16 protein-coding genes are annotated in these 19,074 nt (G+C 69.0%); 3 read left to right on the top strand and 13 right to left on the bottom strand.

Annotated elements, in window-relative coordinates; translation table 11 throughout:
* Positions 1 to 36: 36 nt before the first annotated feature.
* The 13 genes from lpxA to rpsB form a co-directional block, all read right to left on the bottom strand.
* Positions 37 to 828, bottom strand: a complete 792-nt coding sequence (gene lpxA / locus MIC98_RS06495) for an acyl-ACP--UDP-N-acetylglucosamine O-acyltransferase (RefSeq protein ID WP_239736551.1) — start codon at positions 826 to 828, stop codon at positions 37 to 39.
* 19 nt (positions 829 to 847) lie between these two features.
* Positions 848 to 1,306: a 3-hydroxyacyl-ACP dehydratase FabZ gene (fabZ, locus tag MIC98_RS06500; RefSeq protein WP_057640039.1), complete on the bottom strand. Its 459-nt coding sequence runs from the start codon at positions 1,304 to 1,306 to the stop codon at positions 848 to 850.
* A complete protein-coding gene (gene lpxD, locus MIC98_RS06505) occupies positions 1,303 to 2,325 on the bottom strand; it encodes a UDP-3-O-(3-hydroxymyristoyl)glucosamine N-acyltransferase (RefSeq protein ID WP_239736552.1) in 1,023 nt (340 codons plus the stop codon). Before lpxD ends, fabZ begins: the two co-directional genes overlap by 4 nt.
* Before the next feature lie 259 nt (positions 2,326 to 2,584).
* Positions 2,585 to 5,050 carry an outer membrane protein assembly factor BamA gene (gene bamA, locus MIC98_RS06510; protein WP_239736553.1) on the bottom strand — a complete coding sequence of 822 codons (2,466 nt, stop codon included), beginning with the start codon at positions 5,048 to 5,050 and terminating at the stop codon, positions 2,585 to 2,587.
* A gap of 71 nt (positions 5,051 to 5,121) precedes the next feature.
* Positions 5,122 to 6,471: an RIP metalloprotease RseP gene (gene rseP, locus MIC98_RS06515; protein WP_239736554.1), complete on the bottom strand. Its 1,350-nt coding sequence runs from the start codon at positions 6,469 to 6,471 to the stop codon at positions 5,122 to 5,124.
* Positions 6,472 to 6,497: 26 nt separating this feature from the next.
* The gene (locus tag MIC98_RS06520) at positions 6,498 to 7,694 is read right to left on the bottom strand and encodes a 1-deoxy-D-xylulose-5-phosphate reductoisomerase (RefSeq protein ID WP_239736555.1); all 1,197 of its coding nucleotides are present in this window, start codon (positions 7,692 to 7,694) and stop codon (positions 6,498 to 6,500) included.
* A 1-nt stretch (position 7,695) separates the two neighbouring features.
* A complete protein-coding gene (locus MIC98_RS06525; RefSeq protein WP_239736556.1) occupies positions 7,696 to 8,520 on the bottom strand; it encodes a phosphatidate cytidylyltransferase in 825 nt (274 codons plus the stop codon).
* On the bottom strand, positions 8,517 to 9,278 hold the full coding sequence (uppS, locus tag MIC98_RS06530; protein ID WP_239736557.1) for a polyprenyl diphosphate synthase: 762 nt from the start codon (positions 9,276 to 9,278) through the stop codon (positions 8,517 to 8,519). Before uppS ends, MIC98_RS06525 begins: the two co-directional genes overlap by 4 nt.
* A 15-nt stretch (positions 9,279 to 9,293) precedes the next feature.
* A complete protein-coding gene (frr, locus tag MIC98_RS06535) occupies positions 9,294 to 9,851 on the bottom strand; it encodes a ribosome recycling factor (RefSeq protein WP_239736558.1) in 558 nt (185 codons plus the stop codon).
* 153 nt (positions 9,852 to 10,004) lie between these two features.
* Positions 10,005 to 10,733 carry a UMP kinase gene (pyrH, locus tag MIC98_RS06540; RefSeq protein ID WP_057640031.1) on the bottom strand — a complete coding sequence of 243 codons (729 nt, stop codon included), beginning with the start codon at positions 10,731 to 10,733 and terminating at the stop codon, positions 10,005 to 10,007.
* A gap of 109 nt (positions 10,734 to 10,842) precedes the next feature.
* Entirely contained in the window at positions 10,843 to 12,348 is a 1,506-nt protein-coding gene (locus MIC98_RS06545) for a GGDEF domain-containing protein (RefSeq protein ID WP_239736559.1), read from the bottom strand.
* Between the two features lie 160 nt (positions 12,349 to 12,508).
* Complete coding sequence (gene tsf / locus MIC98_RS06550; protein ID WP_057640029.1) at positions 12,509 to 13,390, bottom strand: translation elongation factor Ts; 882 nt, start codon at positions 13,388 to 13,390, stop codon at positions 12,509 to 12,511.
* A gap of 129 nt (positions 13,391 to 13,519) precedes the next feature.
* A complete protein-coding gene (gene rpsB / locus MIC98_RS06555) occupies positions 13,520 to 14,323 on the bottom strand; it encodes a 30S ribosomal protein S2 (protein WP_057640028.1) in 804 nt (267 codons plus the stop codon).
* A gap of 316 nt (positions 14,324 to 14,639) precedes the next feature.
* Between rpsB and map the strand changes: the two genes are divergently transcribed.
* The 3 genes from map to dapD are packed head-to-tail and all read left to right on the top strand — an operon-like array spanning position 14,640 to position 19,074.
* The gene (map, locus tag MIC98_RS06560; RefSeq protein ID WP_239736560.1) at positions 14,640 to 15,431 is read left to right on the top strand and encodes a type I methionyl aminopeptidase; all 792 of its coding nucleotides are present in this window, start codon (positions 14,640 to 14,642) and stop codon (positions 15,429 to 15,431) included.
* Positions 15,428 to 18,076, top strand: a complete 2,649-nt coding sequence (locus tag MIC98_RS06565; RefSeq protein WP_239736561.1) for a [protein-PII] uridylyltransferase — start codon at positions 15,428 to 15,430, stop codon at positions 18,074 to 18,076. Before map ends, MIC98_RS06565 begins: the two co-directional genes overlap by 4 nt.
* On the top strand, positions 18,076 to 19,074 hold the full coding sequence (gene dapD / locus MIC98_RS06570; RefSeq protein ID WP_239736562.1) for a 2,3,4,5-tetrahydropyridine-2,6-dicarboxylate N-succinyltransferase: 999 nt from the start codon (positions 18,076 to 18,078) through the stop codon (positions 19,072 to 19,074). The genes MIC98_RS06565 and dapD overlap by 1 nt, the downstream gene beginning before the upstream one ends.

Raw genomic sequence — 19,074 nt, forward strand, 5'->3', positions numbered from 1 at the left:
TTCCCCGTTCCCCGTTCCCGCTGTTGCTCCCGGCATTCATCGCTGCAACGGGCGGTCGCCGTGTTCGATGAAATCCAGCAGCTGCCGCACGTCGTCGCTGTGTTGCGCCTGTTCGGCCAGTTGCTGCTTGGCCTCGGCCAGCGGCACGCCGGCCACGTACAGGGTGCGGTAGGCACGCTTGATCGCGCTGATGCGTTCGGCATCGAAGCCGCGGCGCTTGAGGCCTTCGGCGTTGATGCCGCGCGGGCGGCCGTGGCCATCGATGCCGACCATCGTGAACGGCGGGATGTCGCCGGTGACCAGCGCACCCATGCCGAGGAAGGCATGGTCGCCGATGCGGCAGAACTGGTGGGCGCCGGCGAAGCCGCTGATGATCACCCAGTCGCCGACGCTGACGTGGCCGGCCAGGGTGGTGTTGTTGGAGAACACGCAGTGGTTGCCGACGTGGCAATCGTGCGCCACGTGGGTATAGGCCAGCAGCCAGTTGTCGTTGCCGATGGTGGTGATGCCGCCGCCGCCGCCGGTGCCGCGGTTGATGGTGACGAACTCGCGGATCACGTTGCCATCGCCGATCACCAGTTCGGTGCGTTCGCCGGCGTACTTCTTGTCCTGCGGCTCGCCGCCGATCGCGGCATGGCCGACGAAGCGGTTGCCGCGGCCGATGCGGGTCGGGCCGTGGATGCTGCAATGCGGGCCGACCACGCTGCCGGCGCCGATCTCGACGCCAGCGCCGATCAGGCTGAACGCCCCCACGCGCACGTCGTCGGCCAACCGCGCGGCGGGGTCGACGACTGCGGTGGGATGGATCAGGGGGGCGCTGTCGCTCATACGCGGGCTCCGGTGGGCGTCATTCGCGGGTGCCGGCACACAGCACTTCGGCGTGCGCCACCACTTCGCCGTCCACCTTGGCCTCGCCGTAGTAGACGGCCATGTTGCGGATCACGCGCTTGACCTGCACGTGCAGCTCCAGCACGTCGCCGGGCACCACCTGCTTCATGAAGCGCACGTTGTCCACCTTGACCAGGTAGAACAGCTTGGACTGCGCATCGCGGCCCAGCGTGAGCTGGGTCAGCACGCCGCCGGCCTGCGCCAGCGCCTCGATGATCAGCACGCCCGGCATGATCGGCTGGGTCGGGAAATGGCCCTGGAAGAACGGCTCGTTGATGGTGACGTTCTTGTGCGCGACGATGGTCTTGGCTTCCGTGTCGAGCGCGACCACCTTGTCCACGAGCAGGAACGGGTAACGGTGCGGGATCAGCGTGCGGATGGTGGTGACGTCGATGGGCAGCGACAGGGGCGAGTTCATTCCTTCTCCTTGCTCACGGCCAGAACCCGGCGGGCCAGGGTGTCCAGCTGCTTGAAGCGCGCGGCGTTCTTGCGCCACGTGCGGTTGTCGGTCAACGGGGTACCGGACGAGTATTCGCCCGGCTCGGTAATCGAGTTGCGCACCACCGAGCGGCCGGTGACGACCACGCGGTCGCAGATCTCCAGGTGGCCGACCACGCCGACCGCGCCGCCCAGCAGGCAGTAGCGGCCGATCTTCGCGCTGCCGGCGATGCCGGTGCTGCCGGCGATGGCCGAGTGTGCGCCGATGTGGACGTTGTGGGCGATCTGCACCAGGTTGTCCAGGCGCACGTCCTCTTCCAGCACGGTGTCTTCCAGCGCGCCGCGGTCCACGCAGGTGTTGGCGCCGATCTCGCAATCGTCGCCGATGCGCACGCCGCCCAGCTGCGGCACCTTGATCCAGTGGCCGCCGTCCATCGCCAGGCCGAAGCCGTCGGCGCCGAGCACCGCGCCGGGGTGGATGCGCACGCGCTTGCCCAGCTTCACCCGGGTGACCAGGGTGACGCGGGCGATCAGTTCGCAGCCGGCGTCCAGCGTGCAGTCCTCGCCGATGATGCTGCCGGCGCCGACGATGCAGTTCTCGCCGACCATGCTGCGCGCGCCGATGCTCACGAACGGGCCGATGTGGGCGCTGGCGGCGACCTGCGCCGAGGGATCGATCACGGCACTCGGATGGATGCCCGGTTCGCGCAGCGGCACCGACTCGAACAGCGCGCCGATCCTGGCGAAGGCGGTGTACGGATCCTTCGCCACCAGTGCGGTGCCGGGCGCGGCCTCGGCGTCCTCGGCGCGCAGCACCACGATGGAGGCGTGGCTGTCGGCCAGTTGCGCGCGATAGCGTGGATTGGCGAGGAAGGTCAGCTGGCCCGGGCTGGCATGGGCCAGCGTGGCCACGCCGTGGATGGCCACGGATGGGTCGCCGTGGACCTGCAGACCGAAGCGGTCGGCCAGTTCCTGAGCGGTATGGGTCGGAGTATTCACGCCGGGAGTTTAGCGTCTGGAAGTGGCGCGGTCATGCGGCCGGAGCGGAAGACATGCGCGCAGGGCATGGCGGGTGCGCATGCTGTGGGCGCCGGAGGGCGGGCATGAAGCATGCGGGGGCGTTCTGGAGGAGAGCCCCCTTTGGCAAAGGGGGCGCGCCGAAGGCGGGGGGAATCGGAAGGCCAGAGCGCGACCCATCGTTCCGCCATGGCGGAACGATGGGTACCCGGGGCACAGCCCCGGGTGCGGCGGGCAGTTCCTAGAACTGCCCGCCGAAGGTGAACTGCAGGCGCTCCAGCTCGTCGCCTTCCTTCTTCTTGAACGGGAAGGCGTAGCTGATCGAGATCGGGCCGACCGGCGCGCGCCACAGCAGGGCGACGCCGGCCGAGGCGCGCAGTTCGCCCGCGTCGAAGTCGTCGGTGCTGCTGTAGACGTTGCCGAAGTCGACGAACGCCGACACGCGTGCCGAGGGGCTGTCGAACAGCTTCGGGAAATAGGCTTCGATCGATCCGACCGTCTTCACCGAGCCGCCCAGCGGCTGGCCGCGATAGTAGCCGCCGATGATTTCCGAGCGCGGGCCCAGGGTGTTGTCGCGGAAGCCGCGCACCGAGTTGGTGCCGCCGGCATAGAAGTTCTCGAAGAACGGCAGCCCCGATGCCTTGACCTGGCGGTGGTTGGCGGTGGGGTTGGTGGCGCAGTCCACCACTTCGGTGGTGGCTGGCCGGCCCGGGACCGCCGGGGTGTCGCCGTCGGCCGGGGTGCCGGGAACGGCGGGGATGTCGTTCCAGCAGATGTCGCGCACGGTGTCGCTGCCGTAGGAGTCGCCGTAGCCGAGCTCGATGCGGGTGTTGATGACCAGCGACGGGATGATCGGCCAATACCTGGAGTACTGGTAGTTGAGCTTGTAGTACTCGGCGGTCGAGCCCGGCAGCGTGACCTCCAGGCCCAGGCGCTGGTAGGTGCCGCGGGTCGGCATGAAGTAGTCGTTGCGGGTGTCGCGTGCCCAGCCCAGCTCGGTGCGCCAGGAATGGAAGGTGCGCGTGCCCATCGCGTCGATGTAGTCGATGATCGCCTTCGGGGTATAGCCGCTGTAGGTGGTGATCTGGTTGCTGTCGATGCCGAACATCAGCGAGAAGCTGTCGTTCTCGGTGATCGGTATGCCGAAGATCGCCTGCGCCGCGCCGTTGGTGCTGTTGTACTGGGCGGTGTTGAAGTCCGAGTAGTCCAGCTCGCGCCAGGACAGGTTGTAGCCCAGCGACACGCCGTCGTCGGTGAAGTACGGGTTCATGTACGAGAAGCCGTAGCGCTGCAGGTAGCTGCTGCGCGAGGCCTCGACCGACACCCGGTTGCCGCCGCCGAGGAAGTTGTTCTGCGACAGCTGCACCGAGGTGGTCATGCCGTAGGACTGCGAGTAGCCCAGGCCGAACACGAAGCTGCCGGAGGTGGTTTCCTTGACGTTGTAGACCACGTCTACCTGGTCGTTGCTGCCGGTGACCGGGGTGGTTTCCACGTCCACCGACTCGAAGTAGCCCAGCCGCTGCAGGCGGATCTTGGAGCGGTCGATCGCCGCCTGCGAGTACCAGGCGTTCTCGAACTGGCGCATCTCGCGGCGCAGCACCTCGTCGGCGGTACGGCTGTTGCCCTTGAACACGATGCGGCGCACGGACACGCGCGGGCCCGGCACCACCTGCATGTTCACTTCCACCGTGCGCTCGGCGCGGTTGCTGGTCGGGATCGGGTTGACCTTGGCGAAGGCGTAGCCGATGTTGGACAGGCTGTTGGTGATGCCGTCGGCGCTGAATTCCAGCAATGCGCGCGAGAAGGTGTCGCCGGCCTTCTGGAACACCATGCGCTCGACGTCCTCCTGCGGCAGGATGGTCTCGCCGGTGACCTTGATCTCGGAGATCTTGTACTGCTCGCCCTCGGTCACCCCGGCGGTGATGAACATGTCGCGCTTGTCGGGGCTGATCGAGACCTGGGTGGAATCGATGCTGAAGTCCACGTAGCCGCGGTCCAGGTACCAGGAGTTGAGCTTCTCCAGGTCGCCGGACAGCTTTTCCTTGGAGTACTGGTCGTCACGGCGGTACCACGAGGCCCAGTTGTGCTCCTTCGATTCCCAGGTGTCGAGGATGTCGGCCGTCTCGAACTTCTCCGGGCCGATCAGGTTGACGTGGCGGATCTTGGCCGCCTTGCCTTCCTTGACCGCGATGGCCACGTCGACGCGGTTGCGGTCCAGCGGGCTCACCGTCGGGGTGATCTCGACGTTGTACTTGCCGCGGTCGTTGTACTGGCGGCGCAGTTCCTGGGTCACCCGGTCCAGGCTCAGGCGGTCGAAGGTGCCGCCCTCGCTCAGGCCGATGTCGGAAAGGCCCTTGAGCAGCTGCTCGCTCTTGATGTCCTTGTTGCCGGTGACGGTGAGCTTGTTGATCGCCGGGCGCTCCTTGACCGTCACCACCAGGATGTCGCCCTGGCGGTCCAGCTGCACGTCCTCGAAGAAGCCGGTCCTGTACAGGGCGCGGATGGTGTCGCCGACCTTGGCGTCGTCGACCGTGTCGCCACGCTCCACCGGCAGGTAGGTGAACACCGTGCCGGAGGCGATGCGCTGCAGGCCGTCGACGCGGATGTCGCTGGCGGTGAAGGGTTCGGCAGCCTGTGCAAGCGCGGGCAGGGCCATGCCCGCGGCAAGGGCGAGGGCAAGCGGGCGGCGATGGAAAAGTCGCGTCATGTCACGTCCGGAGGGAGTCGATTTCATTGTTGCGTGGGTGCCGGCGTATGACGACGACAGTGGAAGAAAGTTCATCGCAGGACCAGGCCGAGGATGTCGTTGTAGAACGCCAGCCCCATCAGCCCGGCCAGCAGTGCCAGGCCGACGTACTGCCCGGCGGCCATGACCCGTTCGCTCAAGGGGCTGCCCTTGACCAACTCGATAAGGTAATACAGCAGGTGGCCCCCATCCAAGACGGGGATGGGCAGCAGGTTGATGATGCACAGGCTCAGCGACAGCAGCGCCAGGAAATACAGGAACCAGTCCATGCCGCGTTCGGCCGAGGCGTTGGCGACGCGGGCGATGGTGATCGGGCCGGAAATGTTCTTGACCGAGGCATGCCCGGTGAGCATGCGCCGCATCATGCCCAGCGAATCCCCGGCGAGCTTGCCGGTCTCGCGCAGGGCGGCCGGCAGCGCCGCCAGCGGCCCGTACTGGCGCAGGGCGTCGTAGGCCGGGCGGCCGCTGGCGAATCCGGTGCCGAGCAGCCACGGGCCCTTGCCGTTGCTGGCCTGGCGCGGGGTGATTTCCAGCGCCAGGCGCTGGCCGCTGCGCTCGACCTCGATCATGCCCGGGCCGCCGCGCCGGCCCAGTTGCTGCACCAGCGGGGCCACCTGCCCGGCGCTCGCCACGGCCTGCCCGTCGATGGCCAGGATCAGGTCGCCCGGCTGCAGCACGCCGCTGGCGGCCGAGCCTTCCAGCACCGAGTCCAGCCGCGCCGGCTGGACCTGGAACTGCCATGCCAGCCCGGCCTGCGCCGCCACGCCGTGTTCATCGAAACCGGCCGGCAGGGTGGACAGCGGCAGCACCCGGGTACGCTCGTTGTCCTGGCGGTCGCGCACCCGCACCCGGGCGTCGCTGCGGTCCATCGCCGCGGTGGTCAGCGCCATGCCGGCCTCTGCCCAGGTGGCGACGGCGCGGCCGTCCACGTCGAGGATGCGGTCGCCGCTGGCGAAACCGGCGCTGGCGGCCATGCCGCCGGCTTGGCCGACGGTGGCCGAGTAGTCGCGGTTGCCGACCACGAACATCGCCCACAGCAGGGCGATGCACAGCAGCAGGTTGGCGGCGGGGCCGGCGGCGACGATGGCCAGGCGCTGCCACACGTTCTTGTTGTTGAAGGCGGCCATGCGCTCGCCGGCGGGCACTTCGGCCTCGCGCTCGTCGAGCATCTTCACGTAACCGCCCAGCGGGAGGGCGGCGATGGCGAACTCGGTGCCGTTGCGTCCGCGGCGGCTCCACAGCGGCTTGCCGAAGCCGACCGAGAAACGCAGCACCTTCACGCCGCAGCGCCGGGCCACCCAGTAGTGGCCGAACTCGTGGAAGGTCACCAGCACCCCGAGGCTGACGATCATCCACCACACGGACCCGATGAAATCAGCCATGCAGGCGGCTCGGTTGGAAGTCGGGATCAGGCATGCGGCAGGCGGGCGATGGCGGTTTCGGTGATCTGGCGGGCGCGGGCGTCGGCGGCCAGCAGGGTGTCCAGTGTATCGGCCGCGGCGTGGGGCAGCGTGGACAGGGCGTGTTCCACCAGCGCAGGGATCGACAGGAAGCCTGTGCGGCCCTGAAGAAAGGCTGAAACGGCCACTTCGTTGGCGGCGTTCAGGATCGCCGGGGCACTGCCACCGGCCTCCATCGCCTGCCAGGCCAGGCGCAGGCAGGGGAAGGCGTCCAGGTCGGGGGCCTCGAAATCGAGCCGGCCCTGGCGCAGCAGGTCCAGCCCGGCCACGCCCGATTCGATGCGCCGCGGCCAGCCCAGGCCGACCGCCAGAGTGGTGCGCATGTCCGGCAGGCCGAGCTGGGCCAGGGTGGAACCGTCGATGAACTCGACCAGCGAGTGCACCAGGCTCTGCGGGTGTACCAGCACGTCGATGCGCGCGCCGGGCACGCCGAACAGGTGGTGGGCCTCGATGACCTCCAGCCCCTTGTTCATCAGCGTGGCCGAATCGACCGAGATCTTCGGCCCCATCGACCACTTCGGGTGCGCCACCGCCTGCGCCGGCGTCACCGTTTCCAGCTCGGCGCGGCTGCGGCCGCGGAACGGGCCGCCGGAGGCGGTCAGGATGATGCGGCGCACGCCGGCTTCGACACGGGCATCGCGCGAGCGCAGGCACTGGAAGATGGCGTTGTGCTCGCTGTCGATCGGGATGATCTCGGCACCGGCGGTGGCCGCCTCGCGGGTCAGCAGTTCGCCGGCCAGCACCAGCGATTCCTTGTTGGCCAGCAGCAGGCGCTTGCCGGCGCGGGCGGCGGCGAGCGTGGAGGACAGCCCGGCGGCGCCGACGATGGCGGCCACCACGGTGTCGCAGGCATCGCCGGCGGCCAGCGTGTCGAGGGCGTCGGCACCGGCATGGGCCTCGGTGCCCAGCCCGGCCTCGCGCAGGCCGTCGCGCAGGCGCGTGAACAGCGCCGGGTCGGCGATGACGGCATGCGCGGGGCGGTGAATGCGGCACAGGTCGAGCAGGGCGTCGACGTTGCTGCCGGCGGCCAGCACGCAGGCCTGCAGTTGCTGCGGGTGGCGGGCGATCACGTCCAGCGCCGAGGCGCCGATGGAGCCGGTGGCGCCGAGCACGGCGACCCGGCGGATGTCCTGCGCGGTGTTCATGTCAGAAACCGAAGATTTCCTTGCCCAGCGCGAACACCGGCAACGCCGCCAGCACGCCGTCGATGCGGTCGAGCACGCCGCCGTGGCCGGGGATCACGCTGCCCGAGTCCTTGGCGCCGGCATGGCGCTTGAGCAGGCTTTCGAACAGGTCGCCCAGCACCGAGGCCAGCACCGCCAGCGCGGCCACCAGCAGCAGCCAGCCGATGTCGGCGGCGGCGACGCCAGCCAGCCAGCCGAAGCCGAGCGCGACGACCAGCCCGGCCGCCAACCCGCCGAGCAGGCCCTCGACGGTCTTGTTGGGGCTGATGCGCGGGGCCAGCTTGCGCCTGCCGAAGGCACGGCCGGCGAAATAGGCGCCCGAATCGGCCGCCCAGACGATGGCCAGCGCGGTCAGCAGCCAGCGGTGGCCGTTGGGTTCGCCGTGGTGGACCAGCACCAGCGCCGCCCATGCCGGGACGATGGCCAGGGTGCCGGCGGCCAGCTTGAGCATGCGCGCGGCGCTTTCCTCGTGCGCGCCGAAGCCGTAGCAGCGCAGCCACAGCAGTGCCAGCAGCCAGAAGCCGACGCCGATCAGCGTCGCCAGCTGGAACAGCACCGGGTTGTCGGCAGGGGAGGCCCAGACGATCAGCACCATCAGCAGCAGGTTCAGCACCAGCAGCACGGTGCGCGGCAGGCCGTCCACGCCGGTGAGTTTGAGCCACTCCCACAGGCCGGTGAGGAACACCAGCGCGGCGGCGGCGGCCAGCCATTGGGTGGGCAGCAGCAGGATCGCGCAGATGGCCACCGGGGCCATGATCAGTGCGGCGATGACGCGGGTCTTGGTCATTGGGAGTTGCTCTTCGTGGGCGCGGTGGCCACCTGCGCACTGGTCAGGCCGAAGCGGCGCTCGCGCCGCGCGTAGTCGTCCAGCGCCTGTTGCAGCAGGCCGGCATCGACATCCGGCCACAGCACGTCGGTGAACCACAGCTCGGTGTAGGCCAGTTGCCACAGCAGGAAGTTGCTGATGCGGGTGTCGCCACCGGTGCGGATGAAAAGATCGGGGGCCGGCAGGTCGGCCAGCGCGACATGGCGCGACAGCGCCTGTTCGTCGACCTGCTCCGGCGCGAGGGTGCCGGCGGCCACCTGTTCGGCCAGTTGCCGCGCGGCGTGGGCGATGTCCTGGCGGCCGCCGTAGCTGGCGGCGATGTTCAGGGCCATCGCGGCGTTGCCGGCGGTGCGCCGTTCGGCATTTTCCATGCGCTGGGCGATGCCGGCGGCGAAGCGCGAGCGCTCGCCGATGAAGCGCACGCGCACGCCGCGGCGGTCGAGTTCGTCGACCTCGCGGTCCAGCGCGCCGAGGAACAGCTTCATCAGCGCGTCCACTTCCTCCTGCGGCCGGCCCCAGTTCTCGCTGGAGAACGCGAACAGCGTGAGCGCGGCGATGCCGCGTTCGAGGCAGAAGTCGATGCTGCGGTTGACCGCGCGCGCGCCGGCGCGGTGGCCGATCATGCGCGGCCGCCGCCGCTGCTGCGCCCAGCGGCCATTGCCGTCCATGATGATGGCAACGTGCCGCGGCAGGTACGGTGCGGGCATGTCGCCGGGCATGGCGGATGGCACCCGTCAGACCGCCATCAGTTCCTGTTCCTTCAGCTTGACCACGTCGTCGACGTCCTTGATCGCCTTGTCGGTCAGCTTCTGGATTTCTTCCTGCGCGCGGCGGTCCTCGTCCTCGGAGATGCTCTTGTCCTTGAGCAGCCTGGCCACCTCCTGGTTGGCGTCGCGGCGGATGTTGCGGATGGCGACCTTGCTTTCCTCGCCTTCCTTGCCTACCGACTTGGCCAGCTCCCTGCGGCGCTCCTCGGTCAGCGGCGGCAGGTTCAGGCGGATCACCGTGCCCATCGTGGTCGGGGTGATGCCGATATCGGAGGCGTAGATGGCTTTTTCCACCTCCTTGATCATGTTCTTGTCGAACAGGGTGATGACCAGCGAACGACCCTCGGACACGCTGATGCTGGCCACCTGGTTCAGCGGCGTGTCGGTGCCGTAGGCCTTGACCTTGATGCCGTCCAGCAGGGCCGGCGAAGCGCGGCCGGTGCGGATGGTGGTGAGGGTGTGGCGCAGAGCATCGATGCTCTTGGCCATGCGCGCCTGCGCATTGGTTTTGATGTCGTTGATCATCGCCGGAATCCTGGATGGTGCTGGAATCGGCCGATTATAGGCGAACAGCCTCGCCGGCCGGCATGTCGGCGGCAGATCGTAGGTCGGGGTTACATCCCCGACGCCTGATGCCGGATGTGCAGGGCGTCGGGGACGTGGCCCCGACCTGCGCGCTCAATGCGCGTCGCGGCCCTTGACCAGGGTGCCGATGTTCTCGCCACGCAGGATCTTCAGCAGCTCGCCCGGCTGGCCCATGTCGAACACGCGCAGTGGCAGGTCGCTGTCGCGCGCCAGCGCGAAAGCCGCGGTGTCCATCACTTCCAGCCCCTGGTTGATGACCTGGTCGTAGGTCAGGGTTTCGTAGCGGACCGCGTCGGCGTGCTTGTTCGGGTCCTTGTCGTACACGCCGTCGACCTTGGTGGCCTTGAGCAGCAGGTCGGCGCCGATCTCGATGGCGCGCAGCGCAGCGCCCGAGTCGGTGGTGAAGAACGGGCTGCCGACGCCGGCGGCGAAGATCACCAGCCGGCCCTTTTCCAGGTGACGGATGGCGCGGCGGCGGATGTAGTCCTCGCACACGTCGTTGATCTTGATCGCGCTCATCACCCGCGCCTTGCCGCCGAGCTTTTCCAGCGCGTCCTGCATCGCCAGCGCGTTGATCACCGTGGCCAGCATGCCCATGTGGTCGCCGGTGACCCGGTCCATGCCGGCGGCGGCCAGGCCGGCGCCGCGGAAGATGTTGCCGCCGCCGATCACCAGCGCGATCTCCGCGCCCGCCTGCTGCGCCTCCATCACCTCGGCGGCCAGGCGGTTGATGACCTTCGGGTCGATGCCGTAGTCCTCGTCTCCCATCAGCGCCTCCCCGGAAAGTTTCAGAAGGATGCGGTGGTGGGCAAGCTGGGACATGGCGACCTCGGGTGGCTGGAAAACGCGGCGATTCTACCGGATGGGCCAGTGGCCGGGCAGCGTTCTTGTTGCGTCGCGGCAAAGTTTTCCCGCCGCGGCCATCCCCGGTTCAGGCCGAAGCCGGCAGCGGCTCGGGCGCGCGCGCGTTGACCCGGTTGCGGCCGAGGCTCTTGGACCGGTAGAGCACGTCGTCGGCGGCCTTGAGCAGGTCCTGCACGTTGGCGAAGCGCTCGTAGCCGCCGTGGGTGGCCACGCCTGCGGAAAAAGTGACGTGCAGCGCGTCGCCGTGGACGTGGGCCATCGGCGTGCTGCCGATGGTGTTCAGCGCACGCCGCACGACCATCAGCGCTTCCAGTTCGTCGGTGTCGGGGAACAGCACCACGAATTCCTCGCCGCCGAAGCGGGCCACGGTGTCGGTGCCGCGCAGCTGTTCCTGCAGGTGGCCGGCGAAGGACTTGAGCACCTGGTCGCCGATCAGGTGGCCGTGGGTGTCGTTGATCTTCTTGAAGTCGTCAAGGTCGATGAACGCCAGCGACAGCGGCCGGTCGCGCTGCAGGGCGCGGGAGAACTCCTGCTGCAGCACGGTTTCCAACTGGCGCCGGTTGAGCACGCCGGTCAGGCCGTCCAGGTGCGCCTGCTCGGACAGCTGCCGGGCCTGGGATTCGAAGGCCTCGGCGCGCTGGCGCGCGGTGGCCATGTCCTGCAGCTCGCGCAGGTTGCGCAGCTCCTTCAGCTCGCTGGCGTGGTCGAGCAGCTGGCGCACGCGCGCCGAACTGGGCACGGCCACGTCCAGCAGGGCGCACAGGTCCGGCAATGCCTGGTCGATGCGTTGCAGCATCAGCTCGAAGCCCTGGCTGTCCATGCCCAGCTCGCGGTGGATCTGCTGCAGGGCGGCGTTGCGGGCGGCATCGGCGTCTTCGGCCAGCCAGATTTCGGCCACACGGCCGGACAGGGCCACGCAGCGCTGGAACAGGTCGGTCGGTTCGCTCGGTGGCTCGCTGACGCCGATGGCGTTGGCCAGGTAGCGCGGCAGGTGCCATTGCTCGCACAGGTGGGCGCCGACGTCGGCATGGCTACATTCCAGCAGCGCCCGTTCGCGCGCCAGCAGGTCGTCGTTGTCGGTCGCGGCGTCGAGCAGGGCCGGGTAGGCGTCCGGGCGCGCCTGCAGCAGGGCCAGGATGCCGATGTCCTGCAGCAGCCCGGCCAGCATCACCTCCTCGACCCGGCGCACGCCGCAGCCCAGGCCGAGGTAGCGAGCGGCCAGCGCGCACAGGGCGCCGCGGCGCCAGAGGCGCTCCAGCTGTTTCCGGTCCTGGCCGTCCCCGTCGAGCATGTTCGCCAGCGAGAACCCGAGCGCCAGCTGCAAGGTGGCGTGCAGGCCGAGCATGGTCAGCGCCTGGCCCAGGTTCTCGATGCGGCGGCGGCTGGCGTACAGCGGCGAATTGGCGATGCGCATCATCCGCGCGCTCAGCGCCATGTCCATCGAGATGACGTCCGCCGCGGTGGCGATGTCGGTTTCCGGGTCCTGCGCCAGTTCGATGATGCGAACGGCGATGCCTGCCGGCGAGGGCAGGTTGCGGCAAAGCGACAGGGCGGTATTCAGCTCGGGGGACATGACGGGGTGGAGGACGACAGTGCTGCAAGAATACAGGGCGGGGGACGGGAGTGGGGCTGCAGGCCGGCCCGCTACCGTACGCAAGCGGATGTCTTGCGGTTGGCCATGAAAAAGCCGCGGTTGCCCGCGGCTTTCCGTTTTGCATCCGTCGGCGGACGGATCAGACCTGCATGGCCTTGGCGACTTCGGCGGCGTAATCCTCGACCACCTTCTCGATGCCTTCGCCGACCACCAGGCGCTGGAAGCCGACGACGTCGCCGCCGGCGGCCTTGACCACCGCCTCGACCGACTTGTCGCTGTCCAGCACGTAGTTCTGGCCGTACAGGGTCACCTCGTTGATGATCTTGTTGATCTTGCCGCTGATGATCTTCTCGAGGATTTCGGCCGGCTTGGCCTTGTCCTTCTCGCTCATCTTGGCCAGCTCGATTTCCTTTTCCTTGGCGACGAAGTCGGCCGGGACGTCGGCGGCCTTGTTGTGCGGCGGGTTCATCGCGGCGATGTGCATGGCCAGGCCCGAAGCCAGCTCGGCGTTGCCGCCGGCCAGTTCCACCAACACGCCGATCTTGCCGTTGCTGTGCACGTAGGTGCCGACGGTGTTGCCGCCGTCGATCCTGACCAGGCGGCGGATCTGGATGTTCTCGCCCAGCTTCTGGATCGCGGTGGCGCGGGTTTCCTCGACGGTCTCGCCGGACGGCAGCTTGGCCGACTTCAGGGCCTCGACGTCGGCGGCGCCGGAAGCCAGCGCGGCGGCGGCGACGGCGTCGACGAACGCCTTGAAGTTGACGTCGTTGGCGACGAAGTCGGTTTCCGAGTTGACCTCGACCAGCACGGCCTTGCCGCCGTTGCCGGCGACGCCGACACGGCCTTCGGCGGTGACGCGGTCGGCCTTCTTGTCGGCCTTGGCGGCGCCGGACTTGCGCAGGGCCTCGGCCGCCGCGTCGATGTCGCCGTTGCTTTCGGTCAGTGCCTTCTTGCACTCCATCATGCCGGCGCCGGTGCGCTCGCGCAGTTCCTTGACCAGGGAGGCGGTGATTTCAGCCATTGGGATTACCTCGACTATAGAAAGGGGCAGGCCGGCAATGGTTGCCGGCCGTTGTTACGTGGCCCTGTCAGGCGCCGTCGGGCGCGGCTGCAGGGACGGCGGGCGCGCTGGGGCGCCCGCCCGGGTGGGTCAGGCCGAAGCCTCGTCGCCCTTCCTGGCGCCCTTCTTGGCCGGAGCGCGGCGGGCCGGCTTGGCTTCCTCGGCGGCGCCTTCGGCGAACTCTTCCTCGCGCACCGAGGCGGCGTTCGGCGCGGCGGCCTTGCCTTCCAGCACGGCGTCGGCGGCGGCGCGGGCGTACAGCTGCACGGCGCGGATGGCGTCGTCGTTGCCCGGGATGGCGTAGTCCACCAGGTCCGGGTTGTAGTTGGTGTCGACCACGGCGATCACCGGGATGCCGAGCTTGCGGGCTTCCTTGATGGCAATGTCTTCATGGCCGATGTCGATGACGAAGATCGCGTCCGGCAGGCGGTTCATGTCCTTGATGCCGCCCAGCGAGGCTTCCAGCTTGTCGCGCTCGCGGCGCAGGCCCAGCACTTCGTGCTTGACCAGCTTGTCGAAGGTGCCGTCGGTCTCGCCGGCTTCCAGTTCCTTCAGGCGCGCCACCGACTTCTTCACCGTGGCGAAGTTGGTCAGGGTGCCGCCCAGCCAACGCTGGTTCATGAACGGCATGCCGCAACGCTCGGCTTCTTCCTTGATGGACTCGCGCGCGCTGCGCTTGGTGCCCAGGAACAGGATTGTGCCGCGCTTCTGGGCAACGGACGAGATGAAGTTCATCGCGTCGTTGAACAGCGGGACGGTCTTTTCCAGGTTGATGATGTGGATCTTGCCGCGGGCGCCGAAGATGTACGGCGCCATCTTGGGGTTCCAGTAGCGGGTCTGGTGGCCGAAGTGGACGCCGGCTTCCAGCATCTGGCGCATGGTGATCTGGGGCATTGCAGAACTCCTGACAGGGAACCGGCCGCCGTGGAATTGGGCGGTCCGCACTGAAGCGGTGGGTTCCGGGGTTGGGCTTCCCCGACGCCTCCGTGGCCGAACCCCGCAAGCGAGGCACCCCGGCACGGATGGGGGCGAAGGGTGTGGATTCACCGGTGACGCCCGGCGTGGGCGGTACGCGCAGGCCGCAAGGCCGGCTGCGAAGCCGCGGGATTATAGGCGGGGCCGGGGCCGCGTGCAAATCGACCGGCCGCGATGGCCGGGGCGTGCCCGGCCGCCGTACCGGGGCAGGGCCACTTGGGTGATAATGGAGGGCATGAGCGTGAACCTGAAAACCCCCGAAGAAATCGCCAAGATGCGCATCGCCGGCCGGCTGGCCGCGGAGGTGCTGGACCTCGTCGGCGAACACGTCCGCCCCGGTGTCACCACCGAGGAACTGGACCGCATCTGCCACGACCACATCGTCAACGTGCAGGGCGCGATCCCGGCCAACGTCGGTTATCGCGGCTTCCCCAAGACCGTATGCACCTCGGTCAACAACGTCATCTGCCACGGCATCCCCAGCGAGGCCAAGGTGCTCAAGGACGGCGACATCGTCAACATCGACGTGACCGTCATCAAGGACGGCTGGCACGGCGACACCAGCCGCATGTACTACGTCGGCACGCCGTCGGTGATGGCCAGGCGCCTGGTGGAAACCACCAAGGAAGCGATGTGGCGCGGCATCCGCGCGGTCAAGCCGGGCGCGACGCTGGGCGACGTCGGCCACGCGATCCAGGAATACGCCGAATCCGAGCGTTTCAGCGTGGTGCGCGAGTATTGCGGCCACGGCATCGGCAAGGTCTACCACGACGAGCCGCAGGTGCTGCATTACGGCCGCCCGGGGCAGGGCCTGGTGCTGAAGCCGGGCATGACCTTCACCATCGAGCCGATGATCAACGAAGGCACCCGCCACACCAAGGTGCTGCCCGACGGCTGGACCGTGGTCACCAAGGACCGCAAGCTCTCGGCGCAGTGGGAGCACATGATCGCGGTGACCGAGGACGGCGTCGAAGTGCTGACGCTGTCGCCGGCCGAAGCCGAACAAGCACGCTCCGCGCAGGCATGACGCGACTGCCGGCGGGCCCGTTCGAGCACGAAGCGGACACGCCGGCCGATCCCGCGGCCGATGCCGGGTGGGCCGCGCAGGCGCGGCAGGAACTGGCCCATGCCGATGCGCGGCTGTGCCGGCGCTTCGAGCAGGGCGACAACATCGAGCGCCTGCTGGCGCTGCGCGCGCGCTGCGCCGATCAACTGATCGGCCAGGCATGGCAACGCTGCCTGCCGGCCGATGCCGGCCTGGCCCTGTTCGCGGTGGGTGGCTATGGCCGCGGCGAGCTGTTTCCACGCTCGGACATCGACCTGCTGGTGCTGGGCGAACCGGCGGTGCAGCAGGCGCACGAACCTGCGCTGGCGCGCCTGTTCGCACTGCTGTGGGACGCCGGCCTGCCGGCCAGCCATGCGGTGCGCTCGGCCGCGCAATGCGCGCAGGCCGCCGCCGACCAGACCGTGCTGACCGCGCTGATCGAGGCGCGGCCGCTGTGCGCCGGCGAGGCTGCCGTGCAGGGGCTGGCGCGGGCGGTGTCGCCGACGTTGATCTGGCCGGCGCGCGACTACTTCCTCGCCAAGCGCGAGGAACTGCTGCAACGCCACCAGCGCTTCGGCGACACCGCCGACAACCTGGAGCCGGACATCAAGGACGGCCCCGGCGGCCTGCGCGACCTCAACACGCTGGGCTGGATGGCGCTGCGCACCTTCGGCGTCGGCAACATCGACGCGCTGGCCGGGCTGGGCCACCTCGGCCTGGACGAGGCGGCCGCGCTCAAGCGCGAGCGGCTGGTGCTGGCGCGGCTGCGCTTCGGCCTGCACCTGGTCGCGCAGCGCGCCGAGGAACGCCTGCGCTTCGACTACCAGAAGGCGCTGGCCGAGCGCATGGGCTACGCCGACGACGCCGAAAGCCTGGGCGTAGAAAAGATGATGCAGGGCTTCTACCGCAGCGCCGCGGTGATCCGCCGCATCAGCGACCGCTTGCTGCAGCGCTTCGAGGAGCAGTTCGACGGCGAAGCGGTGCCCGAGCCGGTCGGCGATGGTTTCTCGCTGCGCCGTGGCTACCTGTCCGCCGACGACCCGTTGTGGCCGCATGGCGACGTCCGCCGCCTGTTCGCGCTGTTCGCCTGCTGGGCACGCACGCCGGAAGTGCGCGGTCTGCATTCGCTGACCGCACGCGGCCTGGCCGAGATGCTGGACGAGATTCCCGCCTATACCGAGGTGGGTGAGGCGGTGCGCGGGCAGTTCATCGCCCTGCTGCGCGGCCCGCGCGCGGTGGACACGCTGGCGCGCATGGCGCGGCTGGGCGTGCTGGGGCAGTGGATCCCGGCGTTCGCGCAGGTGTCCGGGCGCATGCAGTTCGACCTGTTCCATGTCTACACCGTGGACCAGCACACGCTGATGGTGCTGCGGAACATCGGCATCTTCGCCAGTGCGCGCGCCGACGAGCGCTTCTCCATCGCCCATGAAGTGTGGCCGCGGCTGCGCAAGCCGGAACTGCTGCTGCTGGCCGGGCTGTTCCACGACATCGCCAAGGGCCGCGGCGGCGACCATTCCGAGCTCGGCGCGGTGGATGCCCGTGAATTCTGCAGCGCGCACGGGCTGAGCACGGCCGACACCACGCTGGTGGCATGGCTGGTGGAGCAGCACCTGCGCATGTCGGTGACCGCACAGAAGCAGGACATCACCGACCCGGAGGTGATCCAGCGCTTCGCCGCGCTGGTGGGCACGCGCGAGCGCCTCGACTACCTGTACCTGTTGACCTGCGCCGACATCGCCGGCACCAGCCCGAAGCTGTGGAACGCGTGGAAGGACCGGCTGCTGGCCGACCTGTACTTCGCCACCCGCCGCGCGCTGCAGGAGGGGGCCGAGTTCGCGCTGCCGGAGGCCGAGCGGGTGCAGGAGGCGCGCGACAACGTGCGCATGCAGATGCGCCTGCTCGGCCATGACGACGGGGTTATCGAGCGCCAGTTCGCGGCGATGCCCGACGAGAGCTTCGTGCGCTTCCGCCCCGAACAGCTGGTGTGGCAGGCCTCCTCGCTGATGGACGTGCGCAAGGGCGGCACGCTGGCCAAGGTGCGGCGGATCGCGCCGGAGAGCGATGCGCTGGAAGTGTTCGTGCATTCGCCCGACCGCGACGGCCTGTTCGCGGCGATCGTGATGACCCTGGACCGCGCCGGCTACGGCATCCACCGCGCGCGGGTGCTCGACGGCCCCGACGCCACCATCTTCGACACCTTCGAGGTGACCCCGGCCGGCAGCTTCGCCGATGGCGACGCCGCGCGGCTGGAAGCGCTGCTGCGCAAGGCGCTGGCCGGCAACATCCAGATCCTGCGGCCGGCGCGGCGGGTGATGCCGCGGCAGCTCAGGCACTTCCGCTTCGCGCCGCGCATCGAGTTCATCGACGGCGCCGACCACGGCCGCACCGTGCTGAACCTGGTCGCGCCGGACCGCCCCGGCCTGCTGGCCGACGTCGCCCACGTGCTGCGCGACCAGCGCCTGCGCGTGCAGGATGCGCGCATCGCCACGTTCGGCGAGCGCGCCGAGGACCAGTTCCGGCTCACCGACCGCCACGACCAACCGCTTACCGAATCCTCCCGGCAGGCCTTGCGCATCGCATTGCTGGCCTGCCTGGAGCCCGAGAAAACGCCAGGAGACCCCCGCTGATGGCAACCAAGCCGAAGAAGGCCGCAACCAAGGCCGCCACTCCCAAGCCTGCTGTAAAGAAGGTCGCCAAGCCGGCCGCCGCAGCGAAGAAATCCGCCGCCGTCGGCAAGCCGAAGAAGCCGGTGGCGGTTGGCCCGCGCAGCCTGCGCAAGCCGCCGGCTGCGGGCGTGGCCGAGCTGCAGTTCGGCATCGAGAGCGCGTTCGAGCGCCGCGCCATGCTGACCGTGGACGAGATCGAAGGCTCCACCCGGCTGCTGGTCAACCGCGCCATCGACGGCCTGGAAAGCGGCGAATTCCGCGTCGCCGAGCCGGACGGCAACGGCGGCTGGAAGGTCAACGAATGGCTGAAGAAGGCGGTGCTGCTGTATTTCCGCGTCAACGACATGGCGGTGGTGGACGCGCGCCCGGCGCCGTTCTGGGACAAGGTGGAATCGCGCTTCGCCGGCTACGACGAAACCCGCTTCCGCCAGAGCGGCGTGCGCGTGGTGCCCGGTGCCATCGCCCGCCGCGGCACGCACTTCGGCAAGGACGTGGTGCTGATGCCGAGCTTCACCAACATCGGCGCGCACGTGGGCGAGGGCACGATGGTCGATACCTGGGCCACGGTGGGTTCGTGCGCGCAGGTCGGCAAGCATTGCCACCTGTCCGGTGGCGCTGGCATCGGTGGTGTGCTGGAGCCATTGCAGGCCAGCCCGACCATCATCGAGGACCACTGCTTCATCGGCGCGCGCTCGGAGGTGGTGGAAGGCGTCATCGTCGGCCATCACAGCGTGATCGGCATGGGCGTGTTCCTCAGCCAGAGCACCCGCATCTACAACCGCGCCACCGGCGAGGTGACCTATGGCTACATCCCGCCGTACAGCGTGGTGGTGTCCGGCTCGCTGCCGAGCAAGGACGGCACGCATTCGCTGTATTGTGCGGTGATCGTCAAGCAGGTCGATGCGCGCACCCGCGGCAAGACCAGCGTCAACGACCTGCTGCGCGGGCTGGCAGACTGA

It is taken from the genome of Stenotrophomonas sp. NLF4-10, assembly GCF_022359915.1.
Taxonomy (GTDB): Bacteria; Pseudomonadota; Gammaproteobacteria; order Xanthomonadales; family Xanthomonadaceae; genus Stenotrophomonas; species Stenotrophomonas daejeonensis.

Excerpts from the sequence above, each read along its gene's own strand:
- MIC98_RS06525 (WP_239736556.1), bottom strand. The coding sequence starts at position 8,520 with ATGACCAAGACCCGCGTCATCGCCGCACTGATCATGGCCCCGGTGGCC.
- dapD (WP_239736562.1), top strand. The coding sequence starts at position 18,076 with ATGGCAACCAAGCCGAAGAAGGCCGCAACCAAGGCCGCCACTCCCAAG.
- rseP (WP_239736554.1), bottom strand. The coding sequence starts at position 6,471 with ATGGCTGATTTCATCGGGTCCGTGTGGTGGATGATCGTCAGCCTCGGG.
- frr (WP_239736558.1), bottom strand. The coding sequence starts at position 9,851 with ATGATCAACGACATCAAAACCAATGCGCAGGCGCGCATGGCCAAGAGC.
- bamA (WP_239736553.1), bottom strand. The coding sequence starts at position 5,050 with ATGACGCGACTTTTCCATCGCCGCCCGCTTGCCCTCGCCCTTGCCGCG.
- MIC98_RS06520 (WP_239736555.1), bottom strand. The coding sequence starts at position 7,694 with ATGAACACCGCGCAGGACATCCGCCGGGTCGCCGTGCTCGGCGCCACC.
- lpxA (WP_239736551.1), bottom strand. The coding sequence starts at position 828 with ATGAGCGACAGCGCCCCCCTGATCCATCCCACCGCAGTCGTCGACCCC.
- tsf (WP_057640029.1), bottom strand. The coding sequence starts at position 13,390 with ATGGCTGAAATCACCGCCTCCCTGGTCAAGGAACTGCGCGAGCGCACC.
- MIC98_RS06565 (WP_239736561.1), top strand. The coding sequence starts at position 15,428 with ATGACGCGACTGCCGGCGGGCCCGTTCGAGCACGAAGCGGACACGCCG.
- fabZ (WP_057640039.1), bottom strand. The coding sequence starts at position 1,306 with ATGAACTCGCCCCTGTCGCTGCCCATCGACGTCACCACCATCCGCACG.
- uppS (WP_239736557.1), bottom strand. The coding sequence starts at position 9,278 with ATGCCCGGCGACATGCCCGCACCGTACCTGCCGCGGCACGTTGCCATC.
- pyrH (WP_057640031.1), bottom strand. The coding sequence starts at position 10,733 with ATGTCCCAGCTTGCCCACCACCGCATCCTTCTGAAACTTTCCGGGGAG.
- MIC98_RS06545 (WP_239736559.1), bottom strand. The coding sequence starts at position 12,348 with ATGTCCCCCGAGCTGAATACCGCCCTGTCGCTTTGCCGCAACCTGCCC.
- map (WP_239736560.1), top strand. The coding sequence starts at position 14,640 with ATGAGCGTGAACCTGAAAACCCCCGAAGAAATCGCCAAGATGCGCATC.
- rpsB (WP_057640028.1), bottom strand. The coding sequence starts at position 14,323 with ATGCCCCAGATCACCATGCGCCAGATGCTGGAAGCCGGCGTCCACTTC.